This window comes from Micromonospora sp. NBC_01392 (genome assembly GCF_045040125.1).
Classification (GTDB): domain Bacteria; phylum Actinomycetota; class Actinomycetes; order Mycobacteriales; family Micromonosporaceae; genus Micromonospora.
Genome location: NZ_CP109549.1, coordinates 1,215,441 through 1,235,419, shown reverse-complemented (window position 1 = coordinate 1,235,419; position 19,979 = coordinate 1,215,441). Strand labels below are relative to the sequence as shown.

Genomic DNA, 19,979 nt, shown 5'->3' with positions numbered 1-19,979 from the left:
GGGCCGGCGACGCATCTGCCGAGTCGGATCTCGGACCCCGACCGCGGTACCCACGAACGAGTGACTGTCACTACAGTCAGCCGTTATGCCGATGCCTTCCGTCAGGACGCGACGGGCCGTCGGCGTGGCCACCGTGGTCCTGGCGTCGGCGCTCCTGGTCTTCGGCGTCCGCCTGGCCACCCGGGGTGATCCCCCGGTCGACGACGCCACCCGGGTCTGGTGCCTGTCGGCGGCCCACCGTCCGGGCCTGGTGGACGCCGCCCGCGCGCTCGGCCTCGCCACCCCCGGCCCGACCGAGGGGCAACTGAGCTGGTCCGGCCGCCAGGGCAGCCCGGAGCAGTGGCAGGCCGACCGGCGGGCCGACTTCGACCGCACCTGCCGGGCGCTGACGGCCGCCGCCCGGTTGGACCGGGCCGGCGCCGGCACGCCGCCGCCGTCGCCCTGGGCCACCCTCCTCCCGTCGATCCTGCTGGCCGCCGCCAGCGCCGCGCTGGCCGGCTGGTTCAGCCGCCGGTCGGCCACCGCCGGCACCCGGCGGACGGAGGCGGACGCGCTGCGCGCGGCGACCCGGGAGTACGCGCTGGCCGTCGAGTCCCTGCTGTCGCACGTGGAACGGGTCACCCCGGGCCCGTTCCCCGGGGTGGACGACCTCCGGGCCCGGCGCCGGGAGCTGGCCAGCCGACTGCACACGGTGACCGGCGCGCATCCGCGTTGGCGGCTGGCCCGCCGGCTGGGTGACGCGCTCGACGCGTCCGCGGGCCCGCTGCACGACGTGCCGCGCGGTGGCACGGCGGACGATCCCCGGCGCGCCGAGTGGGTGCGCGGGCAACGCACGGAGCTGAGCCGGCTGGAGGCGCAGGTGGAGCAGGTGGCCCAGGCGGTGGAGAATCCCGGGCTGGTCCCGGGCCGCACCCCGGCGGGCGTACGGTGAACCCCCAGCCGCCCGACGCGCCGCCGCCGGGTCATCCGCCGAACCCGTTCGCGGTGCCCAGGTTGGGCAGCACCGACCCGCTCAACCCGCTCTGGTACGCCGAACACGTCAACTACTACGTCCCGGTGGACAACACCGAGGGGTCCTTCGAGCAGTGTCAGGGACGGTTCGCCGACGTCGCCCACCTGCACCACGAGGGGCGGCTGGTGCTGGTCCGGGGCGAGCGGGGGTGCGGGAAGACCGCGCTGGTGAACCGCTGCGCGCACTGGCTGCGCGATCGGCTCGGCCGGGACGGGCTGCGGGCGGAGGTGGTCAACCTGCGCCAGGAGGCCCACGAGAACGACCCGATCCCCACCCGGCGGGAGCACACCTGCCGGGCGTTGCTCGACAAGCTGAACGAGCTGCAACTGCTGCGCCACAACCTGGCGTACGAGATGCGCGACCGGCCCGACGACGCGTACCGCAACCTGCCCGGCTGCCTGGACACCGACCAGGCGCTGATCGTGCTGCTGCCGCCGGTGGAGCTGATCGAGGAGCTGCACTACTACGCCGCGCGGGCGCCCCGGCGGATGGTCTTCTTCGCCGAGACCACCAGCGCACTGGATCGCCGGGACCGGGACGTGCTGGGTCGCAACACCGTCCACCTGGAGGTCGACGGCTTCGACCACCGGCACGCGGCCCGTTTCGCCGCCGACCGGCTCGGCCGGCTGAAACCCGGGCTGCTGCCTCCGCTGGCGGATACCGCACTGGAGGAGTACATAGACGACGGCAGATTGGCAACGATCCGCGAGATGCAATGGTTACTCTTCGGCGTTTACGAGACACTACGTGTGCAAGATGAGCGACCCAACCAGGTGACCTGGCAGGATCTGGCCCGACACTTCATGAGAGAAGCCCGCCGCCTCAGGGAGCAGCCTTGATGGACGCGTACGACCCGGCCCCGATCGGCGAGGCGAACCCCTATCCGTCGAGCGCCGTGGCGCAGGTCGCCGACACCGGGTCGACCGTCTACACCATTCCCACCGCGGCGGTCCGCCGGGCCACCGACGCGATGAACGGCTACCTCGACGCGCTGCACGACGCTCCGCAGACGCCGGCCGGTCGGGTGGTCGCCGTGGTGGGCGACTACGGCACCGGCAAGACCCACCTGGCGTCCTACCTGGTCCGACACGCCACCGAGCGTCTCGACGGCGACCTCCAGTCGATCTACCTGACCGCCCCGCCGGACACGTTCGTCTCGCTGTACCGCACCTTCGCCGACAAGCTCGCCGACCGCCGGGAGGTGGTGCACCGGCGCGTCCGCGGCCTGTACGCCGACATCCTCGCCGTCGAGCTGCGCCGGTCCCGGGTCACCGAACCCCTGGCCGAGCAACTGCTCGCCGGCGCCCTGGACCCGGTCGCCGTGGTGGACACGTTCAACATGATGGAGAGCCAACTGCTCGGGCAGTTGCGCGACCGGCTGCGGAAGGTCACCGAGAACGCCGAGTTCGCCCGCGCGCTGACGCTGCTGCTGCGCGGCGGGTTCGAGGACCCGGTCTGGGAGTGGATCGCCGGTCGGCCGCCGGCCGACGTGCTCCGCGAGCGGGGGATCACCGGCACGCTCACCGGCAGCGAGGCCACCGCGCTCCAGGCGATGGGCGTCTTCGCGCTGCTGATCGGCTACGGCCCGAACCCGTTCGTCCTGGTCATCGACGAGTTGGACCAACTGCTCACCGCCGCCGGCCGGCGGGAGGACGAAGCCCTCGACGCGTTCAAGGAGATGCTGCGGGTCTTCGCCGCCTCCAACACGTTCCTCCTGCTCGCCGGGCTGCCCGACCTGCTCAGCACGCTGCGGCGCGACGTGCGGGACCGCAGCGGCGAGCAGATCACGATGACCCCGCTCAGCGCGGCCGACGTGCTCGACTACGTGCTGCGGCGGCAGCGGGGCCGGCTGGAGCCGTTCAGCGAGGCGACCGTCGGGCAGCTCGTCGAGCTGGCCAACGGCGTCCCCCGGGGCATCATCTCGCTCTGTCACCGGCTCTGGCGCCGGGCCCGCGACCAGGGCGGCCAGGTCACCTCCGGCATGGTCCGGGAGGCCGCCCGGGAGCTGTACGGGGGCGTCGGCGCGCAGAACATCCTGGCCGAGATCCGGCGGGTGCTGGTGAGCACCGGCCACGAGAACTCCCAGCCGGACTACTTCCCCATCGACGACCCGGACAGCCGCATCGACTACTGGATCCCGGCCGGTCGGGACGACGCCGGCTGCGGCATCCTGGTCTCCGGTCCGCTGCTGGAGGAGAGCGACGCCGCCCGGGTGGAGACCCGGGCCCGGATCAGCCACGCGTACCGCGACTGCGAACTGCTGCTCGTCGTGCTGGAGCCGGTGCCCGAGCGCTTCCTCCCCCGGATCCGCGAGGCCGTCGGCCGGGAGCCGCTGCTCTACCGCCCCCGGTCGTTCGCCGACCAGCTCGCCGCCGAGGTGACGTCGATGACCGGGCGGATCGAGGAGCGTTACCCGGCCGACGGGCCGCTGGTGCCGTTGGCGCCGCACATGGCCCGGCTGGACCGCCGCCAGTCGGCCACCCAGCACCTGCTCGGCCTGCTCAACGGTTCGCTCAGCGACCTGCGGGCCCAGAACGACGAGCACCTGGCGGCGATCCGCCGGGAACTGCGCGAGCTGCAACGCTGGCCGGTCCCGCCCGGCGACCGACGCAACGGCGACGACCTCGCCGACCTGCCGACGTCGGTGACCGAGCTGTTCGACCGCGCCTTCGCCGTGGTGGACCTGCGGACGCCGGTCGGCGTGCTGTTCCGGCGGGCGTTCGTCGAGGACGAGGGCGGCCGGGGCGCGCGGCAGGCGGTCCGGGCCCGGGTCCGGACCCCGGAGGTCCAGTCGGCGGTCGGCGTAGCCGCGCTGCTGAACGCGCTCGTCGAGGCGTTCGGGCTGGCCGTGGCGGAGTGGTACCGTGCGGCCCGCCAGCGCCCCGGCGGTCCCGCCCCCTTCCAGTGGGACCGGCTGAACGAGATGTGCCAGATCTTCGACGCCGTGCACGAATACCTGCCCGTGCGGCAGCTCCGCGGCGCGCGCGACCTCGTGGACGACGACGTCCGCCGGTCGGAGACGGCGAGCGACGTGCTGACCGACTTCAGTGCGCGGGTACGTCGGGAGCTGGTGACCGCCCTGACCGACGACGCGGCCTGACCGCCGACGCCGACCCGGCCGGGGCCGGCCCCGGACCACCCCGGCCGGACGCCTCACGCAGGCCGTTCGTCAACGCGTGCACCAGGTTGACGACGAGGATCGCCGGCGCCACCACGGCGACCGTGCCGACGAACTGCCGTTCCAGCACCAGCGCCAGGACGACGGCGGTGATGCCGTTCTGCTGGCCGAGCAGCACGTCGAGGCGGTCGGCGGCGGGGAGCCGGGCACAGATCACGGACGCCACCACCACGTGCGCCGCCACGGCGGCCAGCCCCAGCACCACGCCCGGCACCGGGTCCACGCCACCGACCAGCACCAGCCCGAGCGCGAACGTGGCGGCCAGGAACGCCCAGCGGGTCAGCAGGTCGAGCACCGGCCCGATCGGCGGGCGGTAGAACAGCCCGGCCACGGCGAGCCCGAGCAGCAGGAACTGGGTGACCGCCAGCGCCGCGAGCCCGAGCAGGGCCACGAGCTGACCGACGGTCACCGCCCGGCCGACCCACCGGGTGCGGGTGGCCGCCCACCGGTGCAGGGCCCGGGTACCCCACCAGGCCACCGCGGCCACGGCGGCGAGCAGCGCGTTCCGCGCCAGGGAGAGCGTGAACCCGCCCAGGTCCGCCGCCGTCGGGCCGGCCGGATCGCCGGGCAGCGCGGGGACCACCCAGGCGGCGGCGTACACGGTCAGCAGCACGGTGACCGGGTCGTCGAACGACGCCCACGCGGACAGGATCGACTGCGCCTGCCCGGACATCCGGGAGCGCAGCCGGGTCGCCGCGAACGACAACGGGTCGATCTGGGCGACCGCCACCCCGAGGACCAGGAACGCCGGCCGACCGAACGCGAGGTACATCACCGCCGAGATCAGCGCCGCCTTGACCAGCACGCCGACGGTGACCGCCAGCAGCACCAGCCGCAGGTTCCGCCGGGCCGCCGCGAGGTCGATGCCGTGGGTGCTGGCGAACAGGCCGACCGCCAGCAGCGCGGTGGCCACCGTCAGGTAACCGGCGGACCGGTGGACGTCGGTCCAGCCCCGCCCGGCCGCCACCGCCCAACCGGCGGCGGCGACCAGCACGAACAGGGCGCTGCGGCGCAGCGAGGGCAGCACCGCCTCGACCACCCGGGCCCGGCGGTCGGCGGGGGCCGGCCCCGCCCCGCCCGGCGGCGCGCTCACCCGGCCAGCTCGGCGCCGAACACCGCCGTCGTCTCGTCCCCCTCCACCACCCGGTCCTGGTCCAGCGTGACGGCGAGCAGGTAGCGGTCCAGCCCCACCGGATAGCAGTAGAACGCGCCCAGCTCGACGTCGAGCACCAGCCGGCGCACCCGGGAACCGATCGCCGGGTGCGCGGACCGCACCACGGCGCGCAGCAGCTCGTCCACCCGCTGGGCGAGGTGGCCGTAGAAGGCCCGCCGCCGCGCCGGGGACGCGTCCACGAAGAAGTCGTCCAGCCGTGGGTCGTCGAGCACGTCCGCGGAGGCCTCCAGCCGGCCCGGCCGGCACACCGCCACGTAGTGCAGGCCCTCGGCGTGGACCTGCCCGGCGCAGCGGGCCGCCAACCCGGCGTACGACTCGTCGCGTACCCAGGTCCGGGGCCGGGCCTCGGCGGCGGCCGGACCGGACGGGCCGGGCGTCCCGGACGCGGTGCTGGCCGGGGTGAGCCAGCCGCCGTAGTTGGTGGGCTGCTGGCCGGCGGCCGTGTGCTCCGCGTTGGCCAGCCGGGACAGGCCGATGTCGGCGGCCCGGATCGTCGGCTGCCGGGGCGGCGGCCCGTCCGCCGGATCCTCCACCCGGACCACGCCGACGAGGTGCTGTTCCCGGCTCAGTTGCAGGGCGAAGAGCGCGCCCCGCGCGGTGTGCAGCACCACCCGGATCAGGTCGCCGCTGCGCGCCGGGCGCAACACCCCGCCCAGGGTGGTCATCGCGTGCACCACGTCCCGGTCGACGAGCTGCCGCTCGTCGGCGTCCAGCTCGTGGGCGCCGGCCACCGGCGCCGGGGCGTCCAGGGCGAAGTCGCAGACCCCGGTGCGGTACCGGGCGAGGTGGAGCATCCCGGGCAGGCTCCGCATCAGCCGCTCGCACGCGTCCACCATGGCCGGCCGCTCCCGGACATGGTCGGCGAGCATCACGTCGATCCGCCCGTCGACGCCGGGCGGCTGGGCCGCCTCGTCGGCGGGAATGGGGGCGCTCATGTCGCCGGGACCTCCATGTCGACGAAGTCGAGCTTCGCGGGGCCGTACGGGATGCCACCGCTGATCTCGCCGTCGGTCACCAACGCGGCCAGGAGCCGCCGGGTGGCGCGCAGGTACGGGTGTTGGAGCCCGAGGAAGTGGCGGCCCTCGTCGAGGACACCGCGCAGCAACCGCTCCGCCTCGGTGGTCCGCTGCGCCGCCGCCAGGCTGCCGGCCAGGTTGACCTGACCGCCGAGCGTCCACGGGTGCGACTCGCCGAGGGTGGCCGCAAGTCCGGTGGCGGCCTGACGGCCGGCGGACACCGCCTCCTCGAGGTCGCCGACGCCGCGCAGCAGCACCCCGCGCAGGCTCAGGCAGACCTGGGTGAACGGATGCTCGGGCGGGAGGTCGCGCCGGTAGCCGGCCAGGCTCTCGTCCGCCAGCCGCACCGCGTGTTCACTCTCCCCGCCCAGGTGGTAGTCGACGGCGAGACTGAGCCGACAGGACTGGGTACGCGGATTGTCCTCGCTGAGCAGCCGTCGCAACGCCAGGTAGGCGCGGCTGTTCAGTTCCTTGGCCCGGGTGAGTTCCTCCTGCCTGCGGGCGATGACCGCCAGGTGGCGGATGATCCGCAGCAGCAGCGTGTCCTCCTCGCCGTTGCGGCCGGCCGGCAACCGCTCCTGGTACGCCTCCTGGAGCAGCTTCCGCGCGCTGGTGAGGTCGCCCAGGTCGCCCAGGTAGCGACCGAGGTCGCTGGCGAGTTCCAGGGTGTCGGGATGGTCGTCGGCGAAGAGCCGCCGGCGGCGGGCCAGCGTCTCCCGGGCGACCCGGACCGCCTCGTCGGTGCGCCCGGCCAGGTAGTACGACTGGGCCAGGTTGTGCGCCGCGACCAGCGTCTCCGGGTGGGAGTTGCCGAACTGGTCCCGGAAGCCCCGCCAGGTGGCCTGGTCCTCGATGAGCGCCGGCCGGAACCGGCCGAGCCCGCGCAGGTCACCGGCGAGACCCCGGCGGGTGACGAGGACCCGCGGATGGTCGTGACCGAGCAGGACAGTGCTCTCCCGCAGCACCTGCCGGCTCAGCGTCAACGACTCGTCGCTGTGGCCCAGGGTCCGGGTGACGTCGGCGAGGCGGGTCGCCAACCGCAGCGTGATCCGGTCCTGCCAGCCGTACGCGGCCAGCCAGCGGTCCAGCACCGGCCGCCAGAGCCGGTACGCCTCGGCGGCCTCGTCCTCGCCCCGGGCGATGAGGTGTTCGAGCTGCTCGACCACCAGCCGGCGGACGTCGTCCGGGCCGTCCGCGTCCAGTGCGCCGGAGCTGAGCAGGTGCTGGTGCAGCTCGTGCCGCAGCGCGGAGGCCGCCGCGATGGTCCGGGGCGCCGCCCCGGCCAGGGCGAGCAGGAACCGCCTGCGGCGCGCGGCGTGCTTCCCGGCGGTCATGTCGGCCAGCACGGTGGCCTGCACGGCGGGGTGCATCCGGACCGCCCCGTCGCGACCCCAGGCGACGTCGAACAGCCGGAACCGCATCCCCAGCGCCAGGGCCCGGTCCATCTCCCACCCGTCGGCGCGCAGCAGGGTCGCGTCCTCGTCGGCCAGGTCGGCGGCGACCTGCCCGCGCATCCGCCGGGACTGGACCAGCGCGAGCGACATGCCGATCGGCGCGGCGAAGGCGTACATCTCCGTCAGCATCACCGCGACCCGGCCGCTGAACTCCTCGTCCATCAGCCGCAACGCCACCCGGACGATCCGTCGGGTGGGGGACGCCCCGTCGCCGGTGGGCCGGATCGCCTCCAGGAAGGCCGGCACCGCCGCGTCCGGGCCACGCGACCCGGTGACCGCCTCCCGCTTGTCGAGCAGGATGCCGGCCTGGCCCAGCAGCCCCGACGCCAGCCGCAGGTCCAGCGGGAACGTGCCCACCGCGTCGACGACCGCGGCGGCCGGGGCCGCGGACAACCCCGGCACCTGCCGGATGAGCAGCCCGGTCGCGTCGTCGCGGCGCAGCCCGTCGACGGCCACCGAGGGGCCGTAGACCGGCTGGTCCCCGGTGCCGCCGGTGACCACGACGTGCCCGCGGCCGGAGGGCAGCAGCCCGACCAGGTCCGCCGGGTCACCGACCCCGTCGTAGACCAGCAGCCACTGGTCGCCGCGCTTCCGCAGCTCGGCGAGCATCTCGTGGACGGCGTTGCCGCTCGGCTCGACCCCGAGCGCGTCGGCGAGCGCCGCCAGCGCGGTACGCACCGCGTGCCGGCTGCCCGCCGGGATCCAGACGACCAGGCGGTAGTCGCGGTGGAACCGGGCCACGTACTCGCGGGCCAGCGTGCTCTTGCCGGCGGCCAGCGGGCCGCGTACCCACACCGGTTGGCCGCCCGGGTTCGCCAGCAGCGCGTCGCGCAGCTCGCTCAGCTCCCGGTCCCGGCCGACGAACAGCCGCGGCCGGTCGGGCAGGCCGAACGTCTTCCGGGACTGGTCGTCCCGGCCCGGGAAGCCCACCCGCCAGGGCCGGTCCAGCGGCGAGGGTTTGAGCGCGGCCAGGCCCAGCGCGGCGCGCAGGCGTCGGCGTGCCTCCGGCTCGTCGCAGTCGAAGAGGTCCACCGGTCGACCGGCCGGGGGTGGACCGGCCGGGACGGTACGCAGCACCAGCAGCTCCGTGCCGGGCCGTGCCGCCACCTCCCCGGTCAGCGCGTCGAGCCACGCCTCGTCGTCGTCCTCGACGCCGGGCCCGCCCGCCCGCTGCGCGCTGGGGTCCGGGGCGACCGCCAGCACGGTGGCCGGCCCGTCGGGGGCCGGACCGCGTGGGCGCCAGGGCCGGACCCGGATGTCGAGTTCGGTCAGCTCGGCGCTCAGCCAGTCGGCCCACGGCCGCTGTCGTTCCGGGGTGGCCACGAACAGCTCACCGCCGTTCTCGGCGAGCGGCCGGCTGAGCCCGAACCGGTAGCGCGCCCGGACCGGCTCCGCCTCCGGCTCGGCCCGGTCCAGCTCACCCTGCGTCAGCAGGCTCAGCAACTGGCCGTACGCCGCCAGCACCGACGCGCGGTGCGGGGACTCCTCCAGCAGCGGAGCGAGCGGCTGGCCCTCCGGGCCACCGGGGATGGCGACCTGCCAGAAGTCGACGCCCACCGCCGGCTCGTCCAGGGCGCCGCGGAAGCTCGACGCCACCTCGTCGGCGTGCCGGCGGGCGGCCACCGCGTCGGCGGGGGCCGACTGCGTGGTGGCGGCGATGATCCGGATCCCGGCGGGAGCGCCGCGGTGCACCTGGCGGGCCACGGCGGCGGCGTCGGCGAGCCGGGGCGCCCGGTAGGGGAAGCAGACGACGAGCGCGTCGCAGAGGACGGCCAGCCACTGGGCGACCGTCTCGGAGAAGTCGGCGGGGTCGAGCAGGACGTCGTCGTACTCGATGAACCGCAACTGCCGGCGCAGCTCGCTGCGGATCGTGCCGCCCAGCCCACCGCCGATCTCGGTCACCGGCGGCCAGGTCGCCGACTCGGGCACCCACACCACGTCGAGGTGACCGGCGGGGGCGGCGTAGCGCCGCAGGGTGGGCTGCCCGGTGGTGAACCCGGGCAGCGCGAACATCAGGTCGGTCAGCCCGCGCGGCAGGTGGTCGGTGAGGGGCGACTCCCCGCTGTGGAAGGGGCTGAGGTGCTCGTGCACCCGGACCGCCCCCCGGCCGGCGTCCACCACGAGCACCCGGCGGCCGGCGCGCGCCAGCAGCCAGGCCACGTTGCTTGTCACGTTGGTGCGCCCGGTCAGGCTCTCCGCGGCGACGAAGGCGGTCACCCTGGTCTCGGTCGCGCCCGGCTCGGGCCGGGGCGCGGACGCGCCGCGCGCCGGGGCGTCCGGAAACCCGTCGATCGTCATGCCGTCCCCCCGTCGGACCCGGTGTCGGACGTCGTCCACCGCCGCCGCGCGCCCGGATTGTCGGCCTGGTTGCCGAACCAGAGGAACTCGGCGGTCGGGTCGCCGCTCTCGTCGATCAGCCGCCGCAGGGACCGGTGCAACTGCCGGCGCGGGATGGCGTCGAGGTCGGCCGGGTCGAGTTCCGCCACATCGAGCAGTTGGGATATCAGTGGCCGGTCGCCACCGCTCACCCGTTCCGACATCTCCGGCCCAACCTTCGATCCATCGACACCCCACTCCGCACGGCACAGCCAGCGTTCCGGCAGTAACATATCGTAGCCTTCATCGATGTCCACCGTCGTCGCGGTGGGCCGCCGACTGGTCTGGGGAGGCCGCGCGTGCGGACGGGCCGGTACGAGATGCCCGTCGGCACGTTCCGGGCGCTCGCCCGCGGCGGTGGCGGCGGGGAGGTGGTCCGGCGGTTGCTCGCGGTGCCGGTGAGTCGGAACCTGCTCGCGCTGCGCTCGGCAGTGGTGCTCGCCACGGACCTCGGACACCCGCACGCGCCGCTGGTCAACGACGCCTGGCAGCTCCTCGGCGAGCTGCGGCGGTCGGCTCCCGGGCCCACCCGCGTGGTGCTCGGCTACCCCACCGTGAGCGTCTGGGCGGCGGGCACGCTGCGGGCTCTGGGGCACGGCGACCGGGGGTCCGCCAACGACCCGGCGACGCTGGGCGCGGTGGTGGCCGCGGCGGCGATGCGGGCCGGCGGGCGGACCCGTGTCAGCTTCCCGACAAGCCCCTCCGGCGCGGTGACGGTGGCGCTGCCCGGCCTGGGCCGGGTCCACCGCGGCCCCGGCGGCGGGGCCGGGCTGGCGGAGCTGACCGTGGACGGGGCGCGCCGCACGCTGACGCTCGACGGCGTGCCGGTGACCGGCCCGGGGCTGTGCCCCCGGACGACCGGTACGGCGGGCGGCGGCCCGGCGCCGGCCTGGCACCCGGTGCCCCGGCTCCGGGCCGACGGGCACGGCCCCCGGCTGCACCTGGACGATCTCCGGTCGCTGGCCCGCCCGGCCGCCGTCGCACCTGTCGACGCGGTCCGGGCCGCCCGCTGGGCGGCCCGGCTGTCCCCGGGCTGGCGGCTGCTGGCCACCCGGCACCGGCGGGCCGCCACCGAGCTGACCGAGGCGATCTCCATGGTGATGCCGCTGGCCCGGGACGCGGCCGGCCGGCCGTGGGCGGCGGTGACCAGCGGGGGCACACCCGACGAGCTGACCGCCCCGCTGATCAGCGGCACGTTCCCCGCCGCGGTGGGGTGCGTCGCCCTGTCCGACGGCCCCGGGGCGGCCGGCCCGATCGCCGCGGCCCTCGTGCACGAGCTGGCGCACAACAAGCTGGCCGCCCTGGACCATCTCTTCCCGCTCGTCGAGGCGGCGGAGCCGGCCCGTCACCCGGCGCCGTGGCGGGCCGGCGCCCGTCCGCTGCCGGCGCTCGTGCAGGGCCTCTACGCCCACGTCGCGGTCGGCGAGTTCTGGCGTCGGGAACGGCGCTTCGGTACGACCACCGGCCGCCACCTGGCGCACGCCGAGTTCGCCCGGCTCCGGGGGGCCTGCCGGGAGGTGGCCGACCTGCTCCGGACCGCCGACGGGCTGACCGGGTACGGACGGCTGCTGGTCGACCAGCTCGACGACGTGGTCGACGGCTGGTCCGGCCGGCCGGTCGGGCCGACAGTCGCGCGTCGGGCCGGACGGCGACGGCCCCGCCCGGCCCCGCCGCGGTACGGTGCCCGGCCCGACAGCCCCACCGACAACCGCTGACGACAGCGCGCGAAGCGGTCGCCACCCACCCGCGCAACCGTTTAGGTACCGGCCGGCCGAGCTTGGTCACGCCGGCACCTCAGGCGTCTCGGTGTCTCCTCGTCGTCGATGTCGTCGATGTCGTCGAACCGCAACAACGGCGGTTTGAGCGCGACGAGTCGGCGGCAACGACCTCCGCAGCGCTGAACAGGCCACTGAGCCTGTCGTTCGGGTTGGAGTGACCGCGTCCCGGCCGGACAGCGGCGAGCCACAGCAATGGCGTACGGCGCCACTCCGCTACCTGAACCAAACCGGGTCACCTAACGTTGCGGGCTCCAGGCACGCGCAAGCCCCGCAACGATGCGGCCCAGCCGCTCAGCGCTAGTTCCAATATTGACTCGTGCAAAACCGTCGTAGCGGGGCGCGGTCCGCCCGCTCACAAGTGGTACACCAGCCGGCCCGAAGGTCGATCCTGGATCAAGTAGCACCCGCCCTCTTTCAAGCGCGGTAGCCGATGGGTCAGCCAGTCCGGTCGCACGCGCATCGACCCATGCCAGATAGGTGGCTTCCAACGGCTCCCACGTCAGGTGGGGCAACATCTCGGTCATGAGTCGCCCAAACTGCTCTCGACGTGCCGCGATGTGACTGACCAGCCCATCAAGCCATTCACTGGCATCGCGATAGGCGGCTATCGATGCGGCAATGCCCAGCGACGAAACTCCGCGGTTCGCCGCCCTGGGCAGGGCACCAAGGGCCCGAGCGTCGGCGGCTTCCCCTACGATGATCTGGGCGCACTTGAGGCCCGGCAGATTCCAAGCCTTCGATGCCGATATCACGGTGATGTGCCGCTCAGGATCAATCTGGGCATATGGCACGTGCCTGGCACCCGGCAGCACGAGTGGTGCATGAATCTCATCGCTGATCACCCTGGCGCCATGTCCGTCAGCGACTTCCTTGAGGTTCATCAACTCGGAGGAAGTCCAGCAACGGCCGAGTGGATTGTGGGGATTCGTCAACAGAATGGTTCGAGCGCCCGCTGCGAGTCCCTTGTCCATTGCTTCGAAGTCTAGCGAAGCGCGGCCTTCATCCCGCTGGCAAGGGACAGGAATCAACTGACGGCCGGTTCGAGGGACGGCATCCAGAAATGGCGGATACGAAGGTATGGGCACGATGACAGGATCTGAGGTGCAGAGCGCTTCTATCGCCAGAGCCACCCCCACCACAGCATCAGCGGCAAGAACGATGTTGTTGGGGTCCGGATGCCATCCGAACCGCGCATCAAGCCAGCTGGCCAACACCTCGGGCAGGTCACGGTTACTACGTGATGGATAGCCCGTATCGCCGGCATCGACGGCTCGGTGGAGTGCCCTCCTCACCGCCTCGGCGGGTCGAACATCGAGGTCTGCGATCCATGCTGGTATGACGTCAGGTGGACAGTCTCGCCACTTCATGTCCCGCGACCCGCGCAGGTCCTCGTCAGTTAGCGCAAAATCAGGTAGATCGGGGGGTCGATCCGACTGTGGCGTGTACACCCCCAAACAATACCGCATCCTGTCAGCACACAGGGGCTCGCTGCGGGCGGACGCGGGTCCGAGCATCCGAGACGAGTACGTCAGCGGCACGGGCGGCGTTCAGCGCAGTCGTGGTGGCCTTCGTCGTAAAAGCGAGACTCACGCAGTCCCTGGTGGGTCGCATCAAGCCCATGTTGCGCCTTACCCGAGAATTGTTGACGCTGTTCACCGCGATCGCCAGGCGCGGCTCGCGAACCGACGCCGATCGGAGGTAAGGATATGCAATTTCGGCCGCACGGGCCACTATGCGGTCAGCCCTCTCCAGATCTCCGAACATTGGGGATGCTCGCCGCTCGAGCCATTGCTGCGGAATATCGAAAGGCGCTCGCAGTTCGCGGATTTCGACATGGGACAGCGGTGGGTGATAGACCAGCGCCCGCCCAGTGCCCATTGGGGCATCCATTGCGCCATGGTTCCCCTCAAGCATCAGGCGAGTGGGCGAAGGGAAGTGTCGAGGTACGTTGTAGTCCACTTCGGCGATCATCCGAAGAGCGATAAAGATCGATTCTGGTGGGCGAAAGTCCGAATCTGCAAGTGCCGTTGCCATACCGAATCCGGCCACGTGATTTGCGAATACCACCTGCGAGCAGTCGATATCGGAAATCCTTGCGCCTGTCTGCACCTGAACCCGGAATTCGCCCACTCCCCGGCGAGCGGCGCTCAGCACCTCGTGCCCAAGGCGAACAATAACGCCACTACTTTCGAGTGCACTATTTACGGCAAGGGCCAGATCACTCGGCAGGACGCCTCGCTGCGGTGTTTCAAACCCGCTCTCGACATTTACTGTATCGGCGTACTCATCGGGATCCAGTCGGCGCCAGAAGTCGCGCACGGCACAGATTACCTGTTCGAGTCCGGGATCTTGCCGCACCATGCTTTCGTATTCGCACCGGAGTCCGTTCAGGAATTGGCTGTAACGAACCCCGTCCATTTCGTTCGACGCGGTTCCTTTGGCAATTAGGAGATGCGAACGCGGCTTAGCAATAGCCCCTGCCGGCAGTGTGCGCATCAAGACCGCGAGCCCATGTAGGCAATCGATGGCACTTTGCCGATCAAACGGATACTCGCCGCCAGCGTGGATCTCGGAAACTACACGAGGGCCGACACCGCACACGGCATTCAGCCGTTCGACCAGTATGACTTCACCGTATCCGCGCCGACGCAACTCGCACGCTACGAAGCAACCGGCCAGGCCGGCGCCGATTACAACGACGGACTCTTTCGAAAAGTCGACCTGGCTCACGGTCGGGCTCCATTCTATGACAGTCGAGCCGCGTCAGCCAATCTGACCGCCGCATATATGGCTGAGTTGACCGGAACATCTACATCGTGAGCCGCGGCCTGAGCGACCACTGCGCCATTCAGTGAATCGACCTCGGTGGGTCGCCCAGCGACGAGGTCGCGAAACATCGAAGACGTGGCGCCTTCCTGCTTTCCTAGGTACGCCTCTGCTCGCTCCATCGCGGTTGCTACGGCGCCTGGATTCATATCCACGCCGGATGCCTTCGCCACAGCCACAGCCTCGGCTGCGCAACGGCGGAAGACGTCCTTTGCAACAGGGTCATGAAGAATGGGGCCAATTGGGCATCTACAATACGAGGTCATGCCGGAAAAGGCCACAATGAAGACGAACTTGTTCCACTGATGGTCGAGAATGTTGTCCGCTGCCGTGGCGTCGATTCCAGCAGCCTGCATTTCAGAGGCAATGGACTGCAATGTCTCATTGGCGGGAGCGCCGGGTTCGCCGAAGAACACAGTTCGCGGCCCCCCTGATTGCCGGACCACTCCAGGCGATATACGAGCCGAGACGATATGTGCCAGTCCGGGATAGACGGCGCCAGGAAATATTTCCTGAAGCTGCCTGTCATTGCCTAGGCCGTTCTGGATCGAAATGACTACGGTGCCGCTTCCGACAGCGGGCAGGACAGCACGTGACGCCGTCTCGTTGTCATATGTCTTGACGCAGAAGAGAACCACATCGTATGGGCTGTCGTTCTCGACGGACTCGACCGCGCGCACAGCCTGAGCGAACGACTGGTCGACTGCCTCGACGCGCAAGCCGTCAGCCTGCATGGCTTTCAAGTTCTCGCCGCGGGCCAGGAACGTGACGTCATACCCTGCGCGGGCCAGCAGGCCGCCGAAGTAGCCGCCGATTCCACCGGTGCCCACGATCAGCCAGCGTCGCTCAGATTTTCTCACGTTTCCAACCCCAACTGAAAGTCGCTCATGCTCGATGTCAACCTGCAGAGGGTACTGCATTTCGGATTCTCGGGCGATTCCTCGCAGCACCATCTCGTTGTACGCGAAGGCAAACTTGCTGAATAAGGTCAACTTCTGATCCGCCAAGGGCTTCGACACGTCGATCGGAAACCCAAATTCGAGGTGAGCGGCAGCAACGTACGGGCTCAGCTCCCGCCAGTAGTACGGTATTAACCTGTCGAAGATGGCGAGGCCTTGTGCGTCGATCAGCCCGCGCTGAAATCCAACGCCAATTTCTGCGAACAGCATCGAAAGCGCGTGCAGGCGATTGTAAAGGCGTACGGACTCTTCCGTATCCCGGCGACATACTACTGCGCACCGTTCAACCTGAAGCCGGAGCGGGAGGTTCCGGATACTCGCCAGGAACAGGTCGACCCTATCCCGCGCATCGAGCATCTCCGGGTCAGAGAACCGCGCCATGTACCCCGCAGCCAATGATGCCGAGATCGTCTTTCTTGTCTGCGACTCGGTTATTACCCGTACGGTGAAGTATCCGCCAACTGTAGCCGCAAGCGCCCCGAGAAGGGCGCTAAGTAGTTCGGTCACGGAGTCATCCTCGAGTGCCGCGTGCGCCGGGTGTTTGATCGTCGAACCGGGCTCGGTGATCCACTTGTTGGTTACTTGGCAAATGATCAAGTAAGTGCTGCGGTCGACCCGTGGCGCCTGGCCCGAACCTCAGACAGGCGCGGTGCTGTCATCATAGCAGCTGACGAACGACAATTAGTTGTCGTCAAGAGGTATGGCATTTGTCAATTTTTCAAGTAGTGCAATCGTAGGCAGTTTCGTGCGAATCGGCGCTCAGAACAAAAGATCGGCACATGAGCAGAAGGCTGTCCCGGTAAGCGTCAGGAACACGCGCCCCGTCGACGCGGCGCACGCCTCGCCCGCACTGTCCCCGCGAACACCCCGAGACAGACGCGCCCCAACCGCCACCGAGTTGTCCGCCGTCCTCACCAGCCACGGGCTGTACCTCGACCATCTGCGCGCCAATGGCGGGCCACGCGACCGCCTACTCGTCCGCGACTACGACGGCATGGCACACCAGGCGGTGTACAACAACTTCAAGGGCGCCATGACCAGTCCCCAGCCCTACCGCTCGACCACAGCGATTGCCCCGGTGCCGAGAGCTGGGCCTGGCACCCGTGGCCGAACAGCACGATGGTCGGACCGTTCGGTCCGACCATCGTGCTATCCACGTGCGGAAGCTCAGCAACGCGTCCCGGTGGTCCCCGCCGCGGGGTCAGCCTGATCGAGGAGTGCCACGGCGACCCAGACAGACCCCTGAGCTGGGAAAAGCTACCGTCAGCCCTTCAGGAGCTGCCTCGCCATGACGATGCGCTGCACCTGGTTGGTGCCCTCGTAGATCTGGGTGATCTTGGCGTCCCGCATCATCCGCTCGAGCGGGTAGTCCCGCGTGTAGCCGTAGCCGCCGAGCAACTGGACCGCGTCGGTGGTGATCTCCATCGCGGCGTCCGAGGCGAAGCACTTGGCGGCCGCGCCGAAGTAGGTCAGGTCCGCGTCCCCCCGCTCGGACTTGCCGGCGGCGGCGTACGTGAGCTGCCGGGCCGCCTCCAGCTTCATGCCCATGTCGGCGAGCATGAACTGGATGCCCTGGAACTCGGCGATCGCCTTGCCGAACTGCTTGCGCTCCTGGATGTAGCCCTTGGCGTAGTCCAGCGCGCCCTGGGCGATGCCGATCGCCTGGGCGGCGATGGTGACCCGGGTGTGGTCAAGCGTCTTCATCGCGGTGGCGAAGCCGGTGCCCTCGGCGCCGATCATCCGGTCGGCCGGGATCCGGACGTTGTCGAAGTAGACCTCGCGGGTGGGCGAGCCCTTGATGCCGAGCTTCTTCTCCGGGGCGCCGAAGCTCACCCCCGGGTCGGACTTCTCCACCACGAACGCCGAGATGCCCCGCGACCGGGCCGTGGCGTCGGTCACCGCGAAGACGGTGTAGTACTCGGAGACGCCCGCGTTGGTGATCCACCGCTTCACGCCGTTGAGCACCCAGTGGTCACCGTCACGCACCGCCCGGGTGGTCATCGACGCCGCGTCACTGCCCGCCTCCGGCTCGGAGAGGCAGTAGGAGAACATCGCGTCACCCGAGGCCACCGGCGTCAGGTACCGGCGCTTCAGCTCCTCGGAGCCGGCCAGCAGCAGCGGCATGGTGCCCAGCTTGTTGACGGCCGGGATCAGCGAGGACGAGGCGCACGCCCGCGCCACCTCCTCGATCACGATGGCCGTGGCCAGCGCGTCCGCGCCGGCGCCGCCGTATTCCACCGGGACGTGCGGGGCGTGGAAGTCGGCCGCCCGCAGCGCGTCGTAGGACGCCTTCGGGAACTCACCTGTCTCGTCCGCCTCAGCGGCCTGCGGCGCCACCTTGGCCGCACAGACCTCACGGACCGCCTCCCGGATCGCCTCGTGCTCCTCCGGCAACCGGTAGACGTCGAACGACTGCTCTGCGGCCATGTCGGCCCTCCCCTTTCACCGCTATCATGCGCAGTCCGGACCGCCCGGGAGCCGCCGACTGCCGCAGACTGAAGAATAGCCACCGGGCCTCGACCGGACCTTACCGGCGGGTAGGCTCGCGCCCGGGCGGCGGCAACCCGACCCACTACCCTCACACGAGAATCAAGTTTCCCTCGGTGCCCGGCCTAGGCGCCCAGCCGAATGCGACGCGAGGATGCGCCGCCAGTGCGAGCGGAGAAGACAGGCGTGACGATCCCGTACCCGAACTCCCAGCCGATGCCCGCCATCGCCGCGGTGACCCCGCCCTCCGGCGCGGCCCGGCCCCGGGTGACCTTCCTCGGCACCGGTTACCTCGGTGCGACGTACGCCATCTGCTACGCCGAGCTGGGCTACGAGGTGCTCGGCTTCGACGTCGACGCCGACAAGATCGCCAAGCTGAACGCCGGTGAGGTGCCGATCCACGAGCCCGGCCTCGACGAGCTGCTCCGGCGCAACCTGGCCGCCGGCCGGCTGCGCTTCAGCACCGACATCCAGGAGACCGCCGACTTCGGCGACGTGCACTTCATCTGCGTCGGCACCCCGCAGCGCGCCGACGGCATGGGCGCCGACCTGTCGTACGTCGAGGCGTCGGTGACCAGCCTCGCCCAGCACCTGACCCGTAAGGCGCTGATCGTCGGCAAGTCCACCGTGCCGGTGGGCACCGCCGAGTGGGTGGAGCAGCTCGTCGGCAAGCACACGCCGGCCGACCTGGGCGTCGAGGTGGCGTGGAGCCCGGAGTTCCTTCAGGAGGGCTTCGCCGTCGACGACGTGCTGCGCCCCAACCGGATCGTGGTCGGCGTCAAGAGCGAGTGGGCCAACGGCATGCTCTTCGCGGCCCACAAGGGCGTCTTCGACCTGGCCGCCACCGAGGACCGCGAGGTCCCGCTGGTGGTCACCGACTTCGCCACCGCCGAGCTGGTCAAGGTCGCCGCCAACGCGTTCCTGGCCACCAAGATCTCCTTCATCAACGCGATGGCCGAGGTCTGCGAGGCCGCCGGCGGTGACGTCACCCAGCTCGCCCGCTCCATCGGGTACGACCCACGGATCGGCAACCGCTTCCTCCAGGCCGGCCTCGGCTTCGGCGGCGCGTGCCTGCCCAAGGACATCCGCGCCTTCCAGGCCCGCGCCCAGGAGCTCGGCGCCGGCGAGGCGCTCCGCTTCCTGCACGAGGTCGACCTGATCAACCTGCGTCGGCGTACCCGGGTGGTGCAGCTCGCCGCCGAGCTGCTCAACCGCCGCTCCGGCCCGGCCGGCCCGGACCTCTCCGGCACCCGGATCGCGGTGCTCGGCGCGACCTTCAAGCCCAACACCGACGACGTACGCGACGCCCCCGCCCTCGCGGTGGCCGCGCTGCTCGGCAAGGCCGGCGCCGACGTGCACGTCTTCGACCCGCAGGGAATCGAGAACGCGCGCCGCGCGGTGCCCGGCCTGGCCTACGAGGAGACCATGAACGACGCCGTCCAGGGCGCCGACCTGGTCTGCGTGCTCACCGAGTGGGCCGAGTTCCGCAACGCCGACCCGGTGGCCCTGGGCGAGCTGGCCAACGGTCGGCGGGTCGTCGACGGGCGCAACTGCCTCGATTCGACACTGTGGACGCAGGCCGGCTGGGAGTACCGCGGCCTGGGCCGTCCCTGACCGATCGACGCCGGGCCGGCCGGCCGGGGAGCAGCCTCCCCGGCCGGCCGGTCCTTTTTGTTGTCCGGAACGCGCCGGCAACTGTCGAAATCCCGGCCCGCTCAG

At 71.2% G+C, this 19,979-nt stretch carries 13 protein-coding genes; 5 read left to right on the top strand and 8 right to left on the bottom strand.

Annotated features, from left to right (window positions below; translation table 11 throughout):
- Positions 1-91 precede the first annotated feature (91 nt).
- From OG767_RS05875 to OG767_RS05865, 3 genes are read left to right on the top strand one after another with little or no spacing between them, the layout of a single operon-like run.
- Positions 92-931 carry a hypothetical protein gene (locus tag OG767_RS05875; protein WP_405092493.1) on the top strand — a complete coding sequence of 280 codons (840 nt, stop codon included), beginning with the start codon at positions 92-94 and terminating at the stop codon, positions 929-931.
- Positions 928-1,851: a hypothetical protein gene (locus OG767_RS05870; protein WP_405092492.1), complete on the top strand. Its 924-nt coding sequence runs from the start codon at positions 928-930 to the stop codon at positions 1,849-1,851. The genes OG767_RS05875 and OG767_RS05870 overlap by 4 nt, the downstream gene beginning before the upstream one ends.
- Complete coding sequence (locus OG767_RS05865) at positions 1,851-4,112, top strand: AAA family ATPase (RefSeq protein WP_405092491.1); 2,262 nt, start codon at positions 1,851-1,853, stop codon at positions 4,110-4,112. The genes OG767_RS05870 and OG767_RS05865 overlap by 1 nt, the downstream gene beginning before the upstream one ends.
- Here the strand turns inward: OG767_RS05865 and OG767_RS05860 are convergent.
- Genes OG767_RS05860 through OG767_RS05845 form a run of 4 tightly spaced genes read right to left on the bottom strand, consistent with a single transcriptional unit; the run spans position 4,057 to position 10,467 of the window.
- Positions 4,057-5,283, bottom strand: coding sequence for a hypothetical protein (locus tag OG767_RS05860; RefSeq protein ID WP_405092490.1), 1,227 nt, complete (start codon positions 5,281-5,283; stop codon positions 4,057-4,059). The two genes, OG767_RS05865 and OG767_RS05860, sit on opposite strands and share 56 nt — an antisense overlap.
- The gene (locus tag OG767_RS05855) at positions 5,280-6,299 is read right to left on the bottom strand and encodes a hypothetical protein (RefSeq protein ID WP_405092489.1); all 1,020 of its coding nucleotides are present in this window, start codon (positions 6,297-6,299) and stop codon (positions 5,280-5,282) included. The genes OG767_RS05860 and OG767_RS05855 overlap by 4 nt, the downstream gene beginning before the upstream one ends.
- Complete coding sequence (gene fxsT / locus OG767_RS05850) at positions 6,296-10,132, bottom strand: FxSxx-COOH system tetratricopeptide repeat protein (protein ID WP_405092488.1); 3,837 nt, start codon at positions 10,130-10,132, stop codon at positions 6,296-6,298. Before fxsT ends, OG767_RS05855 begins: the two co-directional genes overlap by 4 nt.
- A complete protein-coding gene (locus OG767_RS05845; RefSeq protein ID WP_405092487.1) occupies positions 10,129-10,467 on the bottom strand; it encodes a hypothetical protein in 339 nt (112 codons plus the stop codon). Before OG767_RS05845 ends, fxsT begins: the two co-directional genes overlap by 4 nt.
- A gap of 42 nt (positions 10,468-10,509) precedes the next feature.
- Between OG767_RS05845 and OG767_RS05840 the strand changes: the two genes are divergently transcribed.
- Complete coding sequence (locus OG767_RS05840; RefSeq protein ID WP_405092486.1) at positions 10,510-11,925, top strand: aKG-HExxH-type peptide beta-hydroxylase; 1,416 nt, start codon at positions 10,510-10,512, stop codon at positions 11,923-11,925.
- Positions 11,926-12,224: 299 nt separating this feature from the next.
- On the opposite strand, the gene OG767_RS05835 is transcribed toward OG767_RS05840, so the two are convergent.
- The 4 genes from OG767_RS05835 to OG767_RS05820 all read right to left on the bottom strand — a co-directional run bounded on the left by OG767_RS05835 (position 12,225) and on the right by OG767_RS05820 (position 18,200).
- Positions 12,225-13,436, bottom strand: a complete 1,212-nt coding sequence (locus tag OG767_RS05835; RefSeq protein WP_405092485.1) for a MalY/PatB family protein — start codon at positions 13,434-13,436, stop codon at positions 12,225-12,227.
- Positions 13,437-13,458: 22 nt separating this feature from the next.
- The gene (locus OG767_RS05830) at positions 13,459-14,718 is read right to left on the bottom strand and encodes an FAD-dependent oxidoreductase (protein ID WP_405092484.1); all 1,260 of its coding nucleotides are present in this window, start codon (positions 14,716-14,718) and stop codon (positions 13,459-13,461) included.
- Between the two features lie 14 nt (positions 14,719-14,732).
- A complete protein-coding gene (locus OG767_RS05825) occupies positions 14,733-16,280 on the bottom strand; it encodes a ketopantoate reductase family protein (protein ID WP_405092483.1) in 1,548 nt (515 codons plus the stop codon).
- Positions 16,281-17,036: 756 nt separating this feature from the next.
- On the bottom strand, positions 17,037-18,200 hold the full coding sequence (locus OG767_RS05820; RefSeq protein ID WP_405092482.1) for an acyl-CoA dehydrogenase family protein: 1,164 nt from the start codon (positions 18,198-18,200) through the stop codon (positions 17,037-17,039).
- A gap of 246 nt (positions 18,201-18,446) precedes the next feature.
- Between OG767_RS05820 and OG767_RS05815 the strand changes: the two genes are divergently transcribed.
- The gene (locus tag OG767_RS05815) at positions 18,447-19,874 is read left to right on the top strand and encodes a UDP-glucose dehydrogenase family protein (protein ID WP_405092481.1); all 1,428 of its coding nucleotides are present in this window, start codon (positions 18,447-18,449) and stop codon (positions 19,872-19,874) included.
- The last annotated feature ends 105 nt before the right edge of the window (positions 19,875-19,979 follow it).

What these genes read in the sequence shown, in the direction of transcription:
- OG767_RS05875 (WP_405092493.1), top strand. Translation starts at nt 92, where the DNA reads ATGCCTTCCGTCAGGACGCGACGGGCCGTCGGCGTGGCCACCGTGGTC.
- OG767_RS05865 (WP_405092491.1), top strand. Translation starts at nt 1,851, where the DNA reads ATGGACGCGTACGACCCGGCCCCGATCGGCGAGGCGAACCCCTATCCG.
- OG767_RS05855 (WP_405092489.1), bottom strand. Translation starts at nt 6,299, where the DNA reads ATGAGCGCCCCCATTCCCGCCGACGAGGCGGCCCAGCCGCCCGGCGTC.
- fxsT (WP_405092488.1), bottom strand. Translation starts at nt 10,132, where the DNA reads ATGACGATCGACGGGTTTCCGGACGCCCCGGCGCGCGGCGCGTCCGCG.
- OG767_RS05820 (WP_405092482.1), bottom strand. Translation starts at nt 18,200, where the DNA reads ATGGCCGCAGAGCAGTCGTTCGACGTCTACCGGTTGCCGGAGGAGCAC.